This is a genomic window from Myroides sp. C6-3 (assembly GCF_050522425.1).
GTDB lineage: Bacteria > Bacteroidota > Bacteroidia > Flavobacteriales > Flavobacteriaceae > Flavobacterium.
Genome location: NZ_JBMVQP010000042.1, coordinates 1 through 19093, shown reverse-complemented (window position 1 = coordinate 19093; position 19093 = coordinate 1). Strand labels below are relative to the sequence as shown.

Sequence of the window (19093 nt, the reverse complement as noted above, 5' to 3'; positions counted from 1 at the left end):
TATTCAATTAATTGGTAGGCATTATAATTTGAGTTTGTTCACCATTTTCAGTATTGAGTATGTTAATCACCATTCCTTCTAGCGAATCGTAAATTTCTACAGACAAACTGCCTAGAGTAAAGGTTCCTTCTTTTAACTCAGATCCGAAAGAATCACTGAATAATTGACGGGAAATTTGGTTTAATAATTGATTGTTTAAACGCTCCGTGAATTGATTTAAACTGTTTGTTGCTTTAGGTTTACTGGTTGCAGGATCTTTAAAAGAGTTTTGTGCATTCGCAGAACTCAACATCATTTGGTAGTTAAAAACTTCACCGCCAAAAAAGGGATTCATCGGTTTATACGTCAGCTGTTGTGCCGAACATAAAGAGGTGATCAAAAAGGCAAATAAATAAAATGTAAATTTCATTGTTAAAAAGTTTTAGTTCGTTGGTTGTTTAGTTTAAGTTGCTCCAGATGTCTTAAGGTTAAGGTCAATGCAGTATTACTCATTGTTTTAAGATAATCATATTGGGTGCGAACGAAAAATTCAAAGATGAGGGCTTGGTTTGTTTTGAGTGTTATTTTGGTGTTGTTTCCTAGTGTAATAGCTTCCGTAATGGTTATAATATGCTCCGAGTTAATATTGCTTGCTAGATAGTTCGAATAATAGAGTTGATAAAAATCTCGACCCGCTTTTGTCTTTGTTTCATCGACTACGATACCTCTAAAACTGATTTGTCCGTAAGGAACCTCTTCTTGTTGGGCTACTTTTTCAACTTCTTCCTCTATTTGTTGGGTTAACGATTCTTTGATGTGATTTTCATCTCTAGTCTCGTTAATGACGTGACGAGCGGTTCCGATGAGCTTTTCATTGACGTCATAAATAAGCAATAGAATAATTAGTCGATCTTCTTCTGTGGTGTTTACCTGAGTAGAAGAAAGGGCAAGGCGTTGAAAAGGCTCAAGAACTTGACGACCACTTTGATCGTTTTTAGATTGATTTAGGGTGAGGAGGTTGGTTTTAATTAGCGAAAGTTTATACGATATACTAGTTGTAATTTCTGTTTTACTTTGGGCTATACTTGTAATGTGAAGTTGATCAGCATCTTGTTTAACATCTAGAATAGCTTCAATTTGCGTATTCATGATTTGAGCATTTGAATGAAAAAAACTAAGAATAAAAAAGAGAAAATAAATAAGCTGTGTTTTCATAGGAAGATGGATTAGCTCTAATTTCTAATTGAAGTTTCTTATCATTAGTGTTTTTTCGTTTCCTTCTATAGTTATTTTCATGTCTTTTGACATGGAGTTTTCTCCAAAAATAGATACCTCCTGTTTATTGCCTTGCTGAATAAGTTCTAGTGCTTGTTGTCCGCTAGAGCTGAAGCTGTAGTTTTCAAATGAATTTTGATCACCGTATTGTGCAATGTTGTGTTTGATGTCTTCGCCTTTGGCTACAATATCAATGAGGTTGTTGTTTCCTTGTTGCGTATAGCTCAAATCTGAGGTACTCGATTGTACAGCAGTGTGCACGGTATTGTGCTGGCCAATTTGTAAAACGGCAACTAAATTATCTTGTTGGATGGTCGTTTTATTCAAGATGTCTTTAGGTGTACTTTGGATCAACAATTGACCTTTGTGTTCAACAACTTGTAGTGCCATCGGATTTTCTTGTGCCATGCTATGCAAGCAGCAACAAAAAATAAATACAGAAGCAAAATAAGCTTTCATGATAAAAAATAGTTGAAGTTAAAAATGAAAAGAAAAAATTGACTGGTAAGTCTACCAGTCAATTTAGTTTTAGCCAAAGACTAGTTTAATCCTTGTGTAATTGTAGCCATGTTTCCTGCTCCAGATTGAGTAACTACATTTTGATGAAAATTACCTGTTTGGTTTAGTACTGCATTGTTTGTTGTTCCCTCTTGCATGATAACAGAGTGATTAAATCTTCCGTCTTGCATTGTGTACGCTTCGTTACCATCTCCATTTTGAGACACATAGTTGTTGTTGTAAGCACCTTTTTGTGTTACTTCAGCTCTGTTGTATGTACCATCTTGATAAAGATCAGAGATCTGGTTCATATCCAACTGAACAACATGAGCAACGTTTGCGTCTCCTACTTGATCAATAGTTGACTTAGAATTGTCAATTTGGTAGCTGTATGCGCGGTTGTCATTTCCTTCAATAGAGATGATTGATGAACTATTATCACCGAATTGATCGATACCAACGATGTTGTCGTTTCCTGTAATCGTCATTTCAGCCGTGTTGTCATCGCCATCTTGAGCGAAGTTTGTTGTGTTAAAACGTCCTGTAACAGCTAAATTTGCTGTATTGCCTGAACCACCTTGTGATACTACATTCGTATTTGATGCACCATCTTGGATTCCAGTATACGCGTTTCCATTTCCTGCTTGACCGATAGCTGAAATGTTGAATTCTCCTGCTTGTACGAAATCTACGCTGTTCTCATTTCCGTTTTGATTGATTGTAGAATCATTTCCAAGCTCTCCTTGAGTGAAGGTAATAGAGTTGTTCGCTCCATTTTGCTCCATAGCAGAGAAGTTTAAAAAGCCTGTTTGTTCGGAAATGATTTCGTTTCTTTCTCCTTCTTGGTTAATTGTTGAGCTGTTTAATACACCATCTTGAGTAGCATAGATGCTGTTGTACTCTCCATCTTGTGTATTAACTGAAGTATTAAAAGTTTCTCTTTGGTCAACAACTGTTCTGTTGTCTAATCCGTCTTGGATAACCTCTACAGCTTGTCCATTACCGTATTGTGCAATAGAAACTTTGTTCTCATCTCCAGCTTGTTGAACGTCAGAACGGTGTAGGTTTCCAGTTTGAGCTAATGTAGTTGTGTTTTCATTCCCCTCTTGGTTTGTAACAGCCTTGTTTAATAAAGTACCTGTTTGAGTTACCGTCGTGTTATTTCTTTCCCCATCTTGTGTAAGATTGTTTTTGTGGCTTTGAGCACTAGCTGTAAAACCAATTGCTAGCATTGCTAGACTTAGAACTACTTTTTTCATACGTAAAAAATTAATATTAAAGGTTTGTTTAAAAAAAAATGATTTATCTTAGTTAATGATCTGTTAATATATAAAGCGGCTACCTTTATGTTGTTCTTTGTTTGTAAGGCAAATATCACTCAAACATAGAATTACTGAAATACCCTATTTAGGGTATTTTTAACTTTTTGAGGGTAAAAACAGATTGTTTCTGTTAAAAAAAAGCGTTCGGAAAGAGGTGTTGCCTCTTGATTATAAAGGAATTATACCCATGCGTTTATCTCACACCCTCAATCGGCTATTTAAAATTTTGGTTTGCTTCTTTCGCTTGCTTTTGCAAAAGAGATCGGTGTAAGAGGAATACGGCAGGTCTTTATTTTTCATTTTGTTTTTTAATTATCTTTGGCTAAATAATTTGTAGCAAACAAGCATATGAAACACCTTGTATTAACAATTGGATTACTTTCTTTAGTAACTGTTAGTTGTGTAAAGAAATCAGAACAAAAAAACGAGTTGGAAACCGTAGTTTCTACAAGCGAAAAAGAATATGAAACATTCGGACAAGACTTAGATAAACAACAAAATGTATTGTCTAAAGAAGCTATGTGGAAAGAATTTGAACAATTAAAAGAAGGAGATACGTTGCGCGTTTCTTTTGCTTCGACAATTAAAGAAGTTTGTCAAAAGAAAGGCTGTTGGATGCAAGTGGATCTAGATCAAGACCAAAGTAGTTTTGTGCGATTTAAAGATTATGGTTTTTTTGCCCCAATGAATGCAGGTGGACATGAGGTGGTTATGCAAGGAAAGGCATTTGTATCGGTTGTTTCCGTTGATGAATTAAGACACTATGCCCACGATGCAGGAAAAAGCAAAGAGGAAATAGAAGCCATCACAGAACCTAAAATTACCTATGCCTTTGAAGCGGATGGTATCGCCATTGCTAATTAAGACCCTATGAGAATACAAGCGGTAGTTGTCCTGTTGTTCCTCGCTTTCACTATGAGTTGCCAGCAAGTCAACAAAGAGAGGAAAGAAATTCAAACGGAAACAAAGCAAGAGAATAGTGGATTTTTACTCTATGAAATGTCTGAAATGGCAGCTTTGATGGAGCAAATGTATGTGGATAATCAGCGTATTCGCGATCGAATCATGGAGGGACTGGAGATTAAAGATACGATGCCTGCACTACATCACCGTTTATTTAGCGCTGTGATGACTGATCCTTCAGAAAGGGATCTGTTTTTTGAAGCGCAAGCCCGCGCATTTATTGCGGTAGAAGAAGAATTTTATGCCGATCCAAATCAACAAACCAAAGAAAAATTCAACGCCATCGTTCAAGCGTGTTTAAGCTGCCACCAAAAAAAATGTGGTGGACCTATTCCAAGAATAAAAAAACTATTAATCCCTTAAAAGAGAATGAAGAGAAAAATAATTGTAACGTCTGATGGCTCTCATTCATTGGAAATGGAAGAATGGGGAGAAACCTATCACTCGATTCACGGTGCGATGCAAGAGTCTAAGCACGTGTATATTGAGCAGGGATTGATGAGGTTTATCCAACAAGACGAAATACGCATTTTAGAATTCGGTTTTGGAACAGGTCTCAACGCTCTTTTGACCATGGCAGTTTTAGTGCCGAAAGAGAAAGCACTGGTGTATCACAGCATAGAAGCTTTTCCCTTGAATCAAGAAGAATACCAAGTTTTGACTTATCCTTCTTTACTGCCCGAATTTGAAAAAGGGAAAGCTCTATTTACTGCCTTACACCAAGCGGAATGGAATAGAGAAGTACAAGTACACCACGATGTTGTAGTGCAGAAGATACAGTCAAAATTTGAAGAGGTAACGGTTGAAACTGATTTTTTTGACCTGGTTTATTTTGATGTGTTTGGATATCAATTTCAACCGCATCTGTGGTCAGAAGATATTTTTAAAAAAGCATACGATAGCTTAAAAAAAGGAGGCGTATTAGTAACCTATGCCTGTCGATCTGCTATCAAAAGAAATATGAAGGCCGCTGGTTTTACATTGGAAATCGTACCGGGACCACCGGGAAAAAGAGAAATGACTTTAGCGTTTAAATAGCGGAATGCTAAACAACCAAGGCAGTATAAAGAAGCCCCGTAGAAGTACGTCCAACTTCTACGGGGCTTTTTTTGTTTTAAGCGAAAAGATCGTCTTAACTCTCTTTTTAGTGGAGTAGTTTCTTTCTTTTTTTTGAAAAACTAAAATTAGTATAAAATCAGTGTGGTTTTATATATGTTGATTAATTCGTTAAAAAATAAATGTTGTTGTTTGAATATCGTTTTTTTTGGTTAAAAAACGAGAGATAATTTGAGTTAATGATTAAAATATAAGTTATTGTTTTGTATTGATGTGTTTTTTTATTTGTGTTTTTTAATTAATTTTAAGTGAAATTTAAGGCATTGGTGTTTTAAATTAAGATATGTTTTAGCAAATAAGTAATAGCTAAAGGCTGAGAAAATAAAAAATCAAATCATTTAAATGAAGGTACTATGAGTCAAAGTTATTTGAAGTTTACCGTTTTATTGCTCGTCAGTGTGCACAGTATATCCTATGGACAGGATGAATCAACTCCTATGCAGCTGGTTAATACAGGTTTATTTAGTGTCCGTCCAGAAACCGTTGTGTCTACTCGTTTTGATTTTGTGAATACAGAAGCAGGGAACTTTGTAAACGACGGGAACTTAATTTTTTATAAAAACTTCAAAAATGAGGGTAGTTTCGGTTTAACTACAGGAAGCAAAACCTCTTCTACGCATTTTGTTTTAAATGCGGAGACTCAAGCTAAACAAATCTACGGTGGAGGGTTAACTTCTTTTTATCATGTGGAATTCGATAGTGAACTCGAAGGGATTGCCTTTGATTTGAAGAACAATATAGATATCTATGGTTTGGCTGATTTTAAAAATGGAATTGTCAAAGTCGACCCAACAAAAACAGGTGCAAAAGCACTCCCACAGGGGATGATTAGCTTTATGCCTAATGCACAGCATGTCAATGTAGGTAATCATAGTTTTGTCGATGGTGAGGTTGAGAAAATAGGTCGCGATTCCTTTGAGTTTCCTATTGGACAGGATGCGTTTTATCGCCCGGCATTTATTAGTGCACCGGATCATGTCTCCGCAACGATCTTGTCTCAATACTATATCGATGACGCCTCTTTTTTTGAAGCACATAAGAATACAGCAGGTGTTATTCGGGTCCTAAACGAAAAGGAATATTGGAGAGTGAATGGTAAATCTGGAGAAGAGAATTCAGTTATTTTGAGTTTGACCTGGGATGAGCGAACAACTCCGAAAGAACTGTTGAAAGATCCTGAAGGGGAGTTGCATATTGTTCGCTGGGATGAGCAACAACAGTTATGGGTGGATGAAGGTGGAGTAGTGGATATGTCTACAAACAGGGTAACGACACCTGCGAAAATAAAGAACTATGGTTATTTCACTTTAGCTACGATTAAAAAAGATTGGGTTATTGAGGGGGATGTGGTGATTTACAATTTAGTGACTCCAAACGGAGATGGCAAAAACGATTACTTCATTATTGAAAACATTAGAAAACACCCCAACAATAGAGTGGAAATCTACAACCGATGGGGGGTGAAAGTATATGAAACAACGGGGTATGACCCTTATGGAGATGGAAGTGCTAATGTGTTTACGGGGTATTCAGGAGGTAAAATTACCGTCGACAAGAGTAAGAAGCTACCAAGTGGAACTTACTATTATGTGGTAACGTATGAATACACAGATGCTCATGGAAGTCGCATGATTAAAAAAGCCGCTAATTTACATTTAGAGACCAATTAAACCAGGATAGATGAAAGTAAAAAAAGTAGTAAAAGCGATGGTACTTGGTGGTATAGGACTGTTTGCTGTGCAACAACTTCAAGCACAACAAGATCCGCAGTACACGCAGTACATGTATAATCACTCGAATATCAACCCCGCTTATGCTGGAAGTAGAGAAGGAGTACATATTTTTGGACTCTATCGCACCCAATGGGTTGGACTCGAGGGGGCTCCTAAAACGGCAACGGTAGCAGTGAATACTCCTTTAGGTGAGTCAGGATTGGGATTGGGGGTTAGTTTTGTCAATGATCATTTGGGGGTTATGGATGACAATACCTTTGCTGTAGATCTCTCCTATGCGATTGACTTGAATTACAACTATAAAATGGCTTTTGGTGTAAAGGGATCAGCTAGTTTACTCGATGTAAATTACAGTAAATTAAATATCTACAATCCAACGGACCCCGTTGCCGCAGAGGATGTTAAAAATGAATTTACCCCCAATATTGGTGTAGGTTTATTTTTGTATTCAGAAAAGGCTTATGTGGGGATGTCTGTGCCAACCTTACTCACGCGTTCTCGATATGATGATAATGAGATTAAAACACTACGTGAAAAAATGCACTTGTATGTAACCGGGGGCTATGTTTTTGATTTGACTAAGGAGATCCAATTCAAACCTGCAACGATGGTGAAAGTAGAACAAGGTTCTCCCTTGCAAGTAGACTTGTCAGCTAACTTTCTATTTGTCGATAAATTTACAGCTGGAGTTGCTTACCGCTGGGATGCTGCTGTAAGTGGAATGGTTGGTTTTCAGGTGTCTGATAATTTCATGGTTGGCTATAGCTATGATGCTGAAACAACGAAGCTAGCGCGTTATAATTCAGGCTCACATGAAATATTTATGCGCTTTAGCTTATTTAACGGGTTCAAACGTGTGACATCACCAAGATTTTTCTAAAAAAAAGTAGGTACTATGGTAAGACAAATGATACACTTGGGAATACTATGCGTTATACTAAGTATTGGAACGCTAGGGTATAGTCAAACAAGAAAAGAAAAACAAGCAGATAAAAATTTTGAACAGTTGGCGTATGTTGATGCAATCAAAATATATTAACGCATGGCGGCAAACGGCTATAGTAATGCGGATATGTTACAAAATTTAGCGGATGCCTATTTTTTTAGCGGTAAATCGGTAGAAGCAAATAAATGGTATGCCGAGTTATTTGAAGGAACCTATGACAAGAAGGACGTGTCAAAACTTCCTTCTGAATACTATTATCGCTATGCGCAAACGCTTAAATCAGTACAAGATTATGCTAAATCTCAACAAATGATGGATCAGTTTGCCATACTTGAACAAACAGATTCTAGAGCCATGTTGTATACTAAAAACCGCGATTACTTGACGCATATTGAAAATCGATCTGATCGCTACAACATCCAAAAATTGGACTTTAATTCGGTTTATTCTGATTATGGCGGAACAATTTTGGGAGATCAATTGGTCTTTACCTCTGCGCGAGCAACCGATCACCAAAAAGGAAGTCAAATCCACACGTGGACCAACGAAAGCTATACGAGCTTGTATCGCTCCACAATTGGTCAAAATGGCTTTGAAGAACCCGTCCTATTTGCTCCGGAAATCAATTCAGCAGTCAATGATGCAACAGCGATCTTTACCAAAGATGGCAATACGATGTACTTTACGCGAAACAACAGTAAATCAAGTGGGAAAAGTAAACATAATAGAGATAAAACATCGCTTTTGAAATTGTACAAAGCCGTAAAACAAGAGGACGGCCAATGGGGAGAAGTGGAAGAATTACCGCTGAATTCAGATGATTTCAACACTGCCCATCCCGCACTCACACCCGATGAAAAATGGTTGTATTTCTCCTCGGATCGCCAAGGTACAAGAGGACAATCCGATTTGTTTCGCGTTGCTTTATATGAAAATGGAGGATATGGTACTGTTGAAAATTTAGGAAAGACAATCAATACAGAAGGTCGAGAGAGTTTTCCTTTTATTGCCGCTGATTATCAATTGTATTTTGCTTCGGATGGCCATCCAGGGCTAGGAGGACTTGATATTTTCGCAACGAAACTCTATCCCAATGGAAGTTTTGGCCCCGTTGTTAATATGGGAGCGCCCATCAATAGTAATAGAGACGACTTCGGCTTCTACTTGGATGTTAAACAAAATAAAGGATTTATAAGTTCAAATCGAGGGGAGGAAAAAGAGATAGACAATATTTACTTTCTTGCCGAAAAACCATGCAAGCAAACACTTGAAGGGGTTGTGTACGACAAGGACACCAAGGAGGTACTGGCACATACGCGTGTGATTGTTTCGGACGCATTGTATCAAAAATCAGATACGTTATTTACAGATGTCAAAGGATTCTACAAAACAGAATCTCTAGCTTGTGGCTATAAATACCGTATAAAAGCAGAAAAAGAATTATACAATACGATAGAAGTGGCGTTCAATGTCACTCAGGAACCTGGAGCTAAAACAGTGAATATCGGTTTAGAAAAAACCGAAAAACCTATAGAACTACAGGATGATTTATTTAAGAAACTGAATTTAAATCCTATATACTTTGATTTTGATCGATCGAATATCCGCCGTGATGCTGCGATTGAGTTGATGAAAGTAGTGGAGGTAATGAAAGAATACCCTACCATAAAAATTGATGTTCGCTCTCACACAGATAGTAGAGGAAATGACGAATACAATAGGATGTTGTCCGATCGTCGTGTAAAAGCAACAATCCAATGGATGGTTAAACAAGGTATTAACCCAAGTCGCTTGACAGGAAAAGGGTATGGTGAAACTCAATTGTTAAACAAATGTAGGAATGGAGTACCGTGTACAGACAAACAACATCAAGAGAATAGACGCAGTGAATTTATTATTCTCGAAATGTAATATCTAAGGATTAATTAGCAAATCACAGGACGAAAGGTTCGTTTTATTTGCAATGACCTTGCAGTTTAATTAGAAAAAAAAACGAATTACTGCATAAAATGTAAAGAGAAGTCTCCGTAACCTTGTGAAAATAGTTTATATTGTGCTTATGTTGTTTTAATTTTAAGAAAATGTAAGAAAACATATTGAATTTGCTTTTTATTTGTTAATAGATTATTTTTGATTGTTGTTTAATGTGAAAAAGAGTATTAAAAAAATGGAAAACAGATTAATGTTTGACTATACAAAGAGAATTTTAGAAAACGTAAGTTTCGATTCTGAGCTTTTTGCGAAAGAATTTAATAAAGCCTTAGTACAAATGTTACCTTATGATGTAGATCGCTTAGAACAATGGGTAGAGGACTATGTACAGGATAAGCCAACGCTACATCAGAGACTAAGTCAATTAGAAGTACAAGGCGAACCAACCTATTGAAACAATATTCATACAAATAGAATAAGTTTGGTTACAGTTAGTTAAAAAAAAAGAGAGCAATTGCTCTCTTTTTTGTTCTTATAAATCGTAAATCCTAGCTATTAATAGTAAGTGTAACGTCTTACTTGTGCGATGTATTTCGCTAAGCGGATAACTTGGTGGCTATAACCATATTCGTTATCATACCAAACATACATAACCACGTTTTTACCATCAGCAGAAACAATCGTTGCTTTACTATCAAAGATAGCTGGTGCAGATGTTCCAACAATATCAGACGATACTAACTCGTTGTTTAATGAATATTTGATTTGCTCTACTAAATCACCGTTTAACGCAGCCTTGCGCATCACTTCGTTTAAAGCTTCTACTGAAGTTTCTTTTCCAATCTCTAAGTTTAATACAACTAAAGATCCATTGGGAACCGGTACACGAATAGCGTTTGAAGTTAACTTACCTGCTAATGAAGGTAATGCTTTAGCAACTGCACTTCCTGCTCCAGTTTCTGTAATTACCATGTTTAAAGCAGCTGCTCTACCACGACGGTATTTTTTGTGCATATTATCAACCAAGTTTTGGTCGTTTGTATACGCGTGAATGGTTTCTAAGTGCCCTTTTACTACACCAAAGTTATCTTCCATAACTTTTAAAATAGGTGTAATAGCATTAGTCGTACAAGAAGCTGCAGACCAGATATTTACTTCCGCAGGGTTGTATTCTGTGTGGTTTACTCCGTGTACAATATTTGGAATTCCCTTTCCAGGTGCTGTCAATAATACTTTTGATGCTCCTTTTGATGATAAGTGGCGTTTTAAAGCCTCTTCTGTTGTGAAAGCTCCTGTATTGTCAATGATTAACGCATTGTCAATGTCAAAAGCTGTATAGTCAATCTCTTCAGGTGTACTGGCAGAAATCATGTGAACTGTCGTTCCGTTGATGATTAAAGCATTGTTTGCTGGATCTGCAACTACAGAACCTTCAAAGTCACCGTGTACTGAGTCATATTTCAATAAAGAAGCTCTCTTCTCTAATAATACAGCATCGTTTTTATCACGTGTAACAATAGCTCTTAAACGCATTTGTTGCCCCTTTCCAATTTTGTTCATCAACTCACGAGCTAATAAACGACCAATACGACCAAAACCGTACAGTACAACGTCTTTAGGAACAATCTCTCCTGTATTTTTAGCATCTTTTAATTTGCTTACAACAAAACCTAACGCATTGCTATGCTTGTTGTCTTCTAAATGATATTCATAAGTTAGACGACCAATATCAATTCTAGAAGGTGGAAGATCAGCTTGTTGAATCGCTTTCGCTATTTCAACGGTATCAAAAATGTTAATCGGTTTCTCAACAAACTTAGCAGCATATTCATGTAAATTGATGATGTCACTAACGCTGCGGTCAATCAATTGATTGCGGAACATTAATAACTCAATAGATTTATCAAACCATAAATCACTGATGATCTTGATAAACTCTACACATGCTTTTCTTCTGTCTGCCTGAAAAGCCAATTCCTTTTCGTATAAACTCGTATCTTTCATATTGTATTAGATTGTGTTGTATAAAATTAGTGCAAAAGTCCGCTTTTTTTATGAATAAAGCAAAAGTTAAATTTTGGAATTAATCTCCTCCTTCTTTTATAAATAGAATTTGATTAATTCACCATTTGGAGATAAAACGTCTAGTTTTATGCGTTGATTGTTACTTAGTTGAGCGAATAATTGCTTCGCTTGTTCCATATTGTTTATTTTTTTTCCCTGTATGCTAAGTAAAATAGCATTCGTCAATTCTGCTTGATATGGGAGGTATTTCTCTGCTGTTATCGCTGTTATTTTTACTCCGTAATTGATCTTGAATTTTGTTTTTTCTTCTTTCGTTAGTTCACTAAATTCAATACCTTGAAAAACAAAACTAGTTGAATTTGCCTGCACCAACTGAATGTCTTTTTGTAGGGTTTTGTTTTCTCTTTGAACGGTTACCTGAACAACATCTCCTGGACGCTTGGTGTTGAGTACATTTTTAATATCGACAAAGGAGGAAATACGCTTACCGTTAATAGCAGTGATAATATCTCCTTTTTTGAGCTGTATTTTTTCGGGGTCAGCGTCTTGGTGAATGTCTTGTATATAAAATCCTTTGTCTGTTGATAATTGTAGCTTTTGCGCCCAAGTGGTGTTGAGTTCAAATCCACTGACTCCAAGTACTCCGTGTTGTACATCGCCATATTGTAAGAAATCTTCGACAATTTTTTTCGTCACATTGGAAGGTACGGCAAAAGCATATCCCACATAAGAACCTGTATTGGAAGAAATCATCGTGTTAATACCAATTAATTCACCTTGCACATTAACTAGAGCGCCACCGCTATTTCCTGGGTTCACTGCTGCATCCGTTTGGATAAAGGATTGAATTCCCGCCTCGGATAAATTCCTTGCTTTGGCAGAAATAATACCGGCTGTGACAGTTGATGTTAAATTATACGGATTTCCAACGGCTAATACCCATTCACCAAGTTGGATAGCATCCGAATCACCAAAAGTTAAAAACGGCAACTTCTCTAGGGCGTCAATTTTTAGTAAGGCTAAATCCATTTCTTTTTCTGTTCCTATGAGTTTAGCTTTGTACGTTTTATTGTTGTTTAAGGTAACTTCTAATTCTGACGCATTGGCAATGACGTGATTATTGGTTACTATATACCCATCTTCGGAGATAATGACACCAGATCCTGTTCCGATTTGCGTTTGTGTACCTCCCTTATAGCCATAAAAAAACTCAAGTAATGGATTGCTTCGAGTGGTGATATAACTCAAGTTCTTGACGTGTACCACTGCGTTTACTGTGTTTTCTGCAGCGGAGGTAAAGTCGACGGGAGTGCTTTTTATCCTATCAGATGCTGGCGGTATTGCCAACGGGGCGGTCGCGTTATTGTCTGCGATCTGCTGGGTGTTCTCGATATAATACGTATAACCCACTAAGGTAAGTGCTGCTGTGAGCAAACAAGTTAAGAAGGTAGTTAAGAATTTTTTCATCATACAATAAGAGTTAAAATGAAACGATAGTAAAAATAAAAAAGCAAAAAAGGAATTAAAAAGTGTTTAACCAATGGTTAACAAAGTACCAAATCAACGAGATTATTTGTAAATTTGGTTCCAAACTTAGCTAAAAAACAGTTGTATATGTTGTCCTTTTGGAAATACCAAGGAACGGGAAATGACTTTGTCATGCTAGATAACCGTCAAAAAACATTCGATGCATCCAACGTGGATCTCATTGCTCATTTGTGTGATCGCCGATTTGGCATTGGAGCAGATGGCTTGATTCTCGTAGAGGAAGACGAACAAACCGATTTTAAAATGGTGTATTTTAACTCGGATGGAAAGGAAAGTACCATGTGTGGGAACGGTGGAAGGTGTATTGTTTCATTTGCCAAACAGCTGGGAATAATTCAGGAAGAATGTCATTTTATCGCTATCGATGGATTGCATTATGCAACAATAGATCAAGAGAATAATGTAGCGCTGCAAATGATCGATGTCAAGCAAATAGAGCGAAGAGAAAAAAGTGTTTTCCTTAATACGGGATCCCCACATCATGTCGAAATTGTACGCGACTTGATGTATCTTGATGTGTATAAAAAAGGAAAACAAATCAGAAATAGCGAAACCTATGCACCGAAGGGAACCAATGTGAATTTTGTGGAACAAGAAGGACCCAATCACTTCAGAATTCGAACTTTTGAAAGGGGAGTAGAAGATGAAACCTTATCTTGTGGAACAGGAGCAACTGCTGTAGCTTTAGCTATGCACAACTTGGGGAAACTCGATCAAAATGAGGTGAAAATTGACGTAGAAGGTGGAACGTTATTTGTTGCTTTCGAATATGCAAATAAGACCTATCAACAGGTGTTTTTAAAAGGACCTGCAACTTTTGTTTTTCAAGGAAGTATTAGGATATAACACATGATTAGATTAGAAACAGACACCATTTATTTGCGTGCATTAGAACCAGAAGATTTAGATTTTATCTATCAAATAGAAAATGACGTGCGCTTGTGGGAAGTCAGCAATACACAAACACCCTATAGTCGTTTTTTGATTCACCAATACCTAGAAAATGCACATTTAGATATTTACGAAGCTAAACAACTTCGATTAGTAATCTGTTCACAAGAAACAAATGAAACATTGGGATTGATTGATTTGTTTGATTTTGACCCCAAAAATAGTAGAGCGGGAGTGGGGATTGTTATTCAAAACGATGAAAATAGAGCACAAGGAATTGGTTCTCAGGCTTTAGGTTTGGTGCTAAATTATAGTAGAGAATACCTGTATTTAAACCAACTTTATGCTAATATTGCATCCGATAATCAAGCGAGTATTCAGCTATTCGCCAAATTTAATTTTCAACAAATAGGAATAAAAAAAGCGTGGACCAAAGTAGGACAAACGTTTAAAGATGAAATAATGTATCAGTTAATATTTTAAAGAAAATATGAAATTTAAAAATATATTGATCGCACTTTCTGTGATAGGTGCTTTTGTTTTTTTGGGTTATTTGTATATGTGGTATCAAAAGGCCTTTTTACCCAATGTGCAAAATTGGAATGAAAAAGAGTATTTCTACATTAAAACCTCAGATAATTTTCAGGATGTCTTGCAAACCTTGCGTCCGTATTTAAATGACCCAGAAGGATTTGAAGAAATTGCCAGTCAGAGAAGTTACAATAGCAATCTGATCGCAGGGCGATTTAAATTGACCAATGGAATGGATAGCTACAGCTTGATAGAAGCTTTACGCAAAAATGTTCCTGTTCGATTGACGTTTAACAACCAAGAGCGAATTGAGAATTTAGCAGGCAGAATTGCTTCTCAAGTTGAAGCAGATAGCCTTGCGATGCTAGAGGTGTTTTATGATGCTAAATTCTTAGAAGAAAACGGATTTACTAAAGAAAGTGTTTTAGTTTGCTTTTTGCCAGAAACGTATGAGTTCTATTGGACTGTTACGCCTTTAAAAATGCGCAATAGGATGCATAAAGAATACTTGAAGTTCTGGAATGAAGAAAGAAAAGAAAAAGCAGCTGCATTAGGGTTAACTCCTGTAGAGGTCGCTATTTTGGCTTCAATTGTACAAAAAGAAACAGGTAAAAACGACGAGAAATCAAAAGTAGCAGGGGTGTATTTAAACCGAATGCGCATTGGAATGCCTCTTCAAGCGGATCCTACAGTAGTGTATGCAAAGAAATTATATACAAATGATTTTGATCAAGTGATCAAAAGGGTCTACCTCAAGGATACAGAAATTGCGTCACCGTATAATACGTATCAGCATGTAGGTCTACCACCAGGCCCAATTTTTATGCCAGATAAAGGTACAATTGACGCAGTATTGAATGCAGAAAAGCACGATTATGTCTATTTCTGTGCAAGTGTTGACCGAATGGGATACCACGAATTTGCTACTACATTGGCGCAACACAATCAAAATAGTAGAAAATACAGCGCTTGGTTAAACCAATCTGGAATTAGATAGTAAACAGTTTACCATTAACGGTTGATAGTTACAGTTATACGAAAACCATCCTTTGTTTTAGGGATGGTTTTTTTGTGTTTTTTGTTGTTGTATTCAACCTAGCTTGTTCGAGATGCGTCCATAGTGCGTCCATAGTGCGTCCATAGTGAGTCCATAGTGAGTCCATTAAAATGACGTTTTTAATAGACGCACTATGGACTCACCATGAAGGCAAGGTAGACTCATGTCGAAGGAACCTCGTCTATAGTCTGTTCTTGCTAGGAGTTAACTGTTATCTGTTATCTGTTATCTGTTTAGTTGTTTTTGAAATTCCTCTACAAATAATCCCACGTGAAAACCATCAACCAAGGCGTGATGAGCGTGAATTGAAACGGGCATACGCAGTACCCCTTGATTCTCTGTAACCTTGCCAAAGGAAATTTTAGGAGCACTATCTGGAAATGAAAAACTTCTCGCATGGGCAAGTGAAGTGAAGTTTAACCAAGGGATCGCGGAGAAATGAATGACATTTTCACCTGTTGTAGCAGGTAATAGTTCTGTTGATTCCTGTGTTTTTCTAATTTCTTCTTGGGCGTGTTGAATAAAGGTATTTTCGTCTTTTTGGTAATTCATATACGCAAAGCCAAAAGTTCCATTGGGTCTGTTTATCGTTGGCGATGCGTGAATGTGATCATATAGATATACCTGTTTGTCTACAATGCGATAACGGAAATTTTCAATGCGATTGGCTGCTTCTAAAGCGCGATATAAATAGTATAAGAAAAACGATTGTCCTTTTTGCTTGGCTTTTGCATAAGCCGTGGTGCATTCAATGGTTACGGTGATACCAAAAAATGGTTCGTCAAAAGTAGAAAAGAAGGCAAAGGGTTCTTTTCTATTCCATGTTTCTATGTCGATTAAATGTCTCATAAAGGTTATAATAAAAGTAATAATTCGTCTAAATTTTGTAAGGCAACGCATTGTGTGTGTTGGTGCTTCCTGTTGTTCATAAGATCCTTTACCGCATAAAGGTGATAAGCCACATGACCTTCTAGCTCTACTGCTGATGGAAGAATGTAGGATTGCATCGATTTACACCCTCTAATAAAGGACAGGAGAACAGGATGAGTGTATCAGCTGTATTAAAGGCAATAAGGGATTTTATTTTGTAGTTGCATGTTTTGTATTTTTGCAATTTATGCGGTAAATTTCTACAAATAAAAATAAATAAAAGGGACAATTGTCTCACATTCCTATGATACGAACCAACGAAACCTTTTTGAATTACATTGACGAACGCTATAAGCAGCAACTGGATACTCCTGATGCTATAGCTATTGTGACTTATGCTCCCGGAGATTATTTATTTCTTCAAAATGAAAGCGCTTCGAGTGTTTTATTGATTAAAAGGGGAGTAACAAAAGTTTTCTTTGAAGAAGAAAATGAAAAAGAGTATATCGTGGAGTTTTTAGGTAAAGGAGAGGTGATCGGCGATATTGAGTATATTCGAAAGATTGATGCGCTTTGTAATGTTCAAGCTTTGGATACGGTGGAAGTATATGTCTTGTCTTATCCATTTTTTCAATCGCTGTTAGCAAAAGATAGTGTCTTATGTGAATTGTTGTTAGATGCCTTTGCAGCGCGCATTGTCAATACTGCTAGACGCGCTTCTTTTCAGCAATTGTACACCATAGAATATAGCTTGCATCAATTGGTAGAGATGCAAAAAAAACAAGACCTTACCCTAAGTAAAGAAGATATGGCTGCGTATTTAGGGATTTCTGTTCGCAGTTTAAATCGCAGTTTGAATCAACGAAAAGAAGAGCGCGAGAAAGAATAAACGAATGGAAAAGTAAAACAAGTAAAAGAAGAGCATTTTTATAGTAAGAATGCTCTTTTTTTGTTTTGTGTTTAATTTTTGATAGACGATAAGGGAGAAAGCTTTTGTAAAAATAACAGTAGCTATGAAAATGGTACATATTAAAAAAGTGTATTTTAATTGAATTTATACTTAAATAGTATAATTTAACATTTTTTTTACAGGGAAATCCCTCTATTTTTTCAAAATACCTCGGTATTTGTTTCTTTTTCTAATTATAAACGATAGGTTTGTTTTTATGGACCAAAAATCAAAAAAAGACAAGGTTATAAATGGAAAAAGAAGAAAAGCTGAAGCGTCATGGAGCATAAAAAGTTAGCAGTACGCGCAGATGTGTTACAGGCAAAACCAGTAAGTTTGAGTTTAGAAGAAGCCGTAGGTACGGGGATACAACAGGCGAGTAAACACTTCGATCTGGTATTAGGGGTTGATTTTCACTGGACGATGATTCCCTTTGTTCCGGTGCCCTTACCTCTTCCTCATCCTTTTGTGGGGATTATTTTTGATCCGATTGACTATTTGCATTTCGATATTCCGATACCTTCTTTTTTTCAATCTGAAGGGGGACCGACGTCTATACCGATGGGTGGGACCGTTTATGTCAATGAAGAACACAAGGCTACTACGACCACTTCGGTAATGGGGATTGCGGTATTTGGTCGCCATCTTACGGATTTACCGGGGTATAAAATTGTCAATATGCCAGGTTCTCCCCACGATGGGGAGGTGTACTTTGGTTCTCAGACGGTTTTCGCTCAAGAAGCGGAATTGTCAGGGGATCAAGCCCAGCATGTTTTGACCTGTTGGTGTCCACCTATGGGACTAACAGCTTTGCCCAATGCGCCGATGAAGCTCAGTAAAAATCCCTTGCGTTATTTTGCTTTTTACAACCACCGCTTGTCGGCTTATATTCAGATTCCGGGAGGCGATCCCGTTTTGGTGGGCGGAACGTTTATCCCCCATCAGTATAGTGCGTCGGAATTGTTGATGCGCTTTGCAGCTATGGGACTGATAAAAGGGGCTGGTGGTTTGCTGAAAACCTTTAATAAACGCGTACTACGCAAGTTATTGGGATCTCGCAATCCGCTGTCTCGAGCGCTTTGCTTTTTGGGTTTTGACCCGATTAACCTAGTAACGGGCGGTTTGCTTTTTGATTGGGATGACTTTGAAATTGGTGGCAATATCCCCATTTCTTGGAGTAATACGTATTACAGCAACTACCAACTGCCGATGGGTAGTTTTGGATCGAAAGTATTCAACTGCTGGGATCTGATGATTTTACCCGATTTAGAACAGGACGCCGCGGCTTGGATCAACCCCCAAGAGCGCATCACCATGTCTATTCCTTGGGTAGACGTTGGCGCAGAAGAAACCTACTATCGCCCGTATAAAATTAGGTATTACCGTCCGGATGAAAATACCTGGGTGTTGCGCCAAAATCAACACACCTATTACTACCAAAAGATGACGCATCCCACG

General features: G+C 37.2%; 19 protein-coding genes and 1 pseudogene. 12 read left to right on the top strand and 8 right to left on the bottom strand.

Annotation, left to right across the window (positions count from 1 at the left end):
* Positions 1-7 precede the first annotated feature (7 nt).
* From ACPDG9_RS14390 to ACPDG9_RS14375, 4 genes are all read right to left on the bottom strand, one after another.
* Positions 8-409 carry a curli assembly protein CsgF gene (locus ACPDG9_RS14390; protein ID WP_430528416.1) on the bottom strand — a complete coding sequence of 134 codons (402 nt, stop codon included), beginning with the start codon at positions 407-409 and terminating at the stop codon, positions 8-10.
* 2 nt (positions 410-411) lie between these two features.
* Complete coding sequence (locus tag ACPDG9_RS14385) at positions 412-1128, bottom strand: CsgE family curli-type amyloid fiber assembly protein (RefSeq protein ID WP_430528415.1); 717 nt, start codon at positions 1126-1128, stop codon at positions 412-414.
* Between the two features lie 90 nt (positions 1129-1218).
* Complete coding sequence (locus ACPDG9_RS14380) at positions 1219-1713, bottom strand: hypothetical protein (RefSeq protein WP_430528414.1); 495 nt, start codon at positions 1711-1713, stop codon at positions 1219-1221.
* 80 nt (positions 1714-1793) lie between these two features.
* On the bottom strand, positions 1794-3011 hold the full coding sequence (locus ACPDG9_RS14375; protein WP_430528413.1) for a hypothetical protein: 1218 nt from the start codon (positions 3009-3011) through the stop codon (positions 1794-1796).
* Positions 3012-3422: 411 nt separating this feature from the next.
* On the opposite strand from ACPDG9_RS14375, the gene ACPDG9_RS14370 reads away from it, so the two are divergent.
* From ACPDG9_RS14370 to ACPDG9_RS14340, 7 genes and pseudogenes are all read left to right on the top strand, one after another.
* Entirely contained in the window at positions 3423-3938 is a 516-nt protein-coding gene (locus ACPDG9_RS14370; RefSeq protein ID WP_430528412.1) for a DUF4920 domain-containing protein, read from the top strand.
* 51 nt (positions 3939-3989) lie between these two features.
* Positions 3990-4400 (top strand): hypothetical protein, encoded by a 411-nt coding sequence (locus ACPDG9_RS14365; RefSeq protein WP_430528411.1) that lies wholly within the window; start codon positions 3990-3992, stop codon positions 4398-4400.
* A 6-nt stretch (positions 4401-4406) separates the two neighbouring features.
* Positions 4407-5075 (top strand): tRNA (5-methylaminomethyl-2-thiouridine)(34)-methyltransferase MnmD, encoded by a 669-nt coding sequence (gene mnmD / locus ACPDG9_RS14360; RefSeq protein WP_430528410.1) that lies wholly within the window; start codon positions 4407-4409, stop codon positions 5073-5075.
* 431 nt (positions 5076-5506) lie between these two features.
* The gene (locus tag ACPDG9_RS14355; RefSeq protein ID WP_430528409.1) at positions 5507-6823 is read left to right on the top strand and encodes a gliding motility-associated C-terminal domain-containing protein; all 1317 of its coding nucleotides are present in this window, start codon (positions 5507-5509) and stop codon (positions 6821-6823) included.
* 10 nt (positions 6824-6833) lie between these two features.
* The gene (locus ACPDG9_RS14350; RefSeq protein WP_430528408.1) at positions 6834-7766 is read left to right on the top strand and encodes a PorP/SprF family type IX secretion system membrane protein; all 933 of its coding nucleotides are present in this window, start codon (positions 6834-6836) and stop codon (positions 7764-7766) included.
* A 15-nt stretch (positions 7767-7781) separates the two neighbouring features.
* Positions 7782-9743: pseudogene (locus tag ACPDG9_RS14345) on the top strand (OmpA family protein).
* 256 nt (positions 9744-9999) lie between these two features.
* Positions 10000-10218 carry a hypothetical protein gene (locus ACPDG9_RS14340; RefSeq protein WP_430528407.1) on the top strand — a complete coding sequence of 73 codons (219 nt, stop codon included), beginning with the start codon at positions 10000-10002 and terminating at the stop codon, positions 10216-10218.
* Positions 10219-10319: 101 nt separating this feature from the next.
* On the opposite strand, the gene ACPDG9_RS14335 is transcribed toward ACPDG9_RS14340, so the two are convergent.
* Both ACPDG9_RS14335 and ACPDG9_RS14330 read right to left on the bottom strand, forming a co-directional pair.
* Positions 10320-11768, bottom strand: a complete 1449-nt coding sequence (locus ACPDG9_RS14335; RefSeq protein WP_430528406.1) for a glyceraldehyde-3-phosphate dehydrogenase — start codon at positions 11766-11768, stop codon at positions 10320-10322.
* A gap of 96 nt (positions 11769-11864) precedes the next feature.
* Positions 11865-13256 (bottom strand): S1C family serine protease, encoded by a 1392-nt coding sequence (locus ACPDG9_RS14330; protein ID WP_430528424.1) that lies wholly within the window; start codon positions 13254-13256, stop codon positions 11865-11867.
* Between the two features lie 147 nt (positions 13257-13403).
* Here ACPDG9_RS14330 and dapF point away from each other — a divergent pair, with 147 nt between their 5' ends.
* From dapF to mltG, 3 genes are read left to right on the top strand one after another with little or no spacing between them, the layout of a single operon-like run.
* Entirely contained in the window at positions 13404-14183 is a 780-nt protein-coding gene (gene dapF, locus ACPDG9_RS14325) for a diaminopimelate epimerase (RefSeq protein ID WP_430528405.1), read from the top strand.
* A gap of 3 nt (positions 14184-14186) precedes the next feature.
* The gene (locus tag ACPDG9_RS14320) at positions 14187-14711 is read left to right on the top strand and encodes a GNAT family N-acetyltransferase (protein ID WP_430528404.1); all 525 of its coding nucleotides are present in this window, start codon (positions 14187-14189) and stop codon (positions 14709-14711) included.
* A 7-nt stretch (positions 14712-14718) separates the two neighbouring features.
* Positions 14719-15756 carry an endolytic transglycosylase MltG gene (gene mltG / locus ACPDG9_RS14315; protein ID WP_430528403.1) on the top strand — a complete coding sequence of 346 codons (1038 nt, stop codon included), beginning with the start codon at positions 14719-14721 and terminating at the stop codon, positions 15754-15756.
* Between the two features lie 285 nt (positions 15757-16041).
* On the opposite strand, the gene ACPDG9_RS14310 is transcribed toward mltG, so the two are convergent.
* Both ACPDG9_RS14310 and ACPDG9_RS14305 read right to left on the bottom strand, forming a co-directional pair.
* Positions 16042-16665: a CatA-like O-acetyltransferase gene (locus ACPDG9_RS14310; RefSeq protein ID WP_430528402.1), complete on the bottom strand. Its 624-nt coding sequence runs from the start codon at positions 16663-16665 to the stop codon at positions 16042-16044.
* Positions 16666-16670: 5 nt separating this feature from the next.
* Complete coding sequence (locus ACPDG9_RS14305) at positions 16671-16823, bottom strand: hypothetical protein (RefSeq protein ID WP_430528401.1); 153 nt, start codon at positions 16821-16823, stop codon at positions 16671-16673.
* A gap of 167 nt (positions 16824-16990) precedes the next feature.
* Here ACPDG9_RS14305 and ACPDG9_RS14300 point away from each other — a divergent pair, with 167 nt between their 5' ends.
* Both ACPDG9_RS14300 and ACPDG9_RS14295 read left to right on the top strand, forming a co-directional pair.
* Positions 16991-17575, top strand: a complete 585-nt coding sequence (locus ACPDG9_RS14300) for a Crp/Fnr family transcriptional regulator (protein WP_430528400.1) — start codon at positions 16991-16993, stop codon at positions 17573-17575.
* Between the two features lie 339 nt (positions 17576-17914).
* A partial coding sequence (locus ACPDG9_RS14295) for a DUF6531 domain-containing protein (RefSeq protein WP_430528399.1) occupies positions 17915-19093 on the top strand: 1179 nt, incomplete at its 3' end.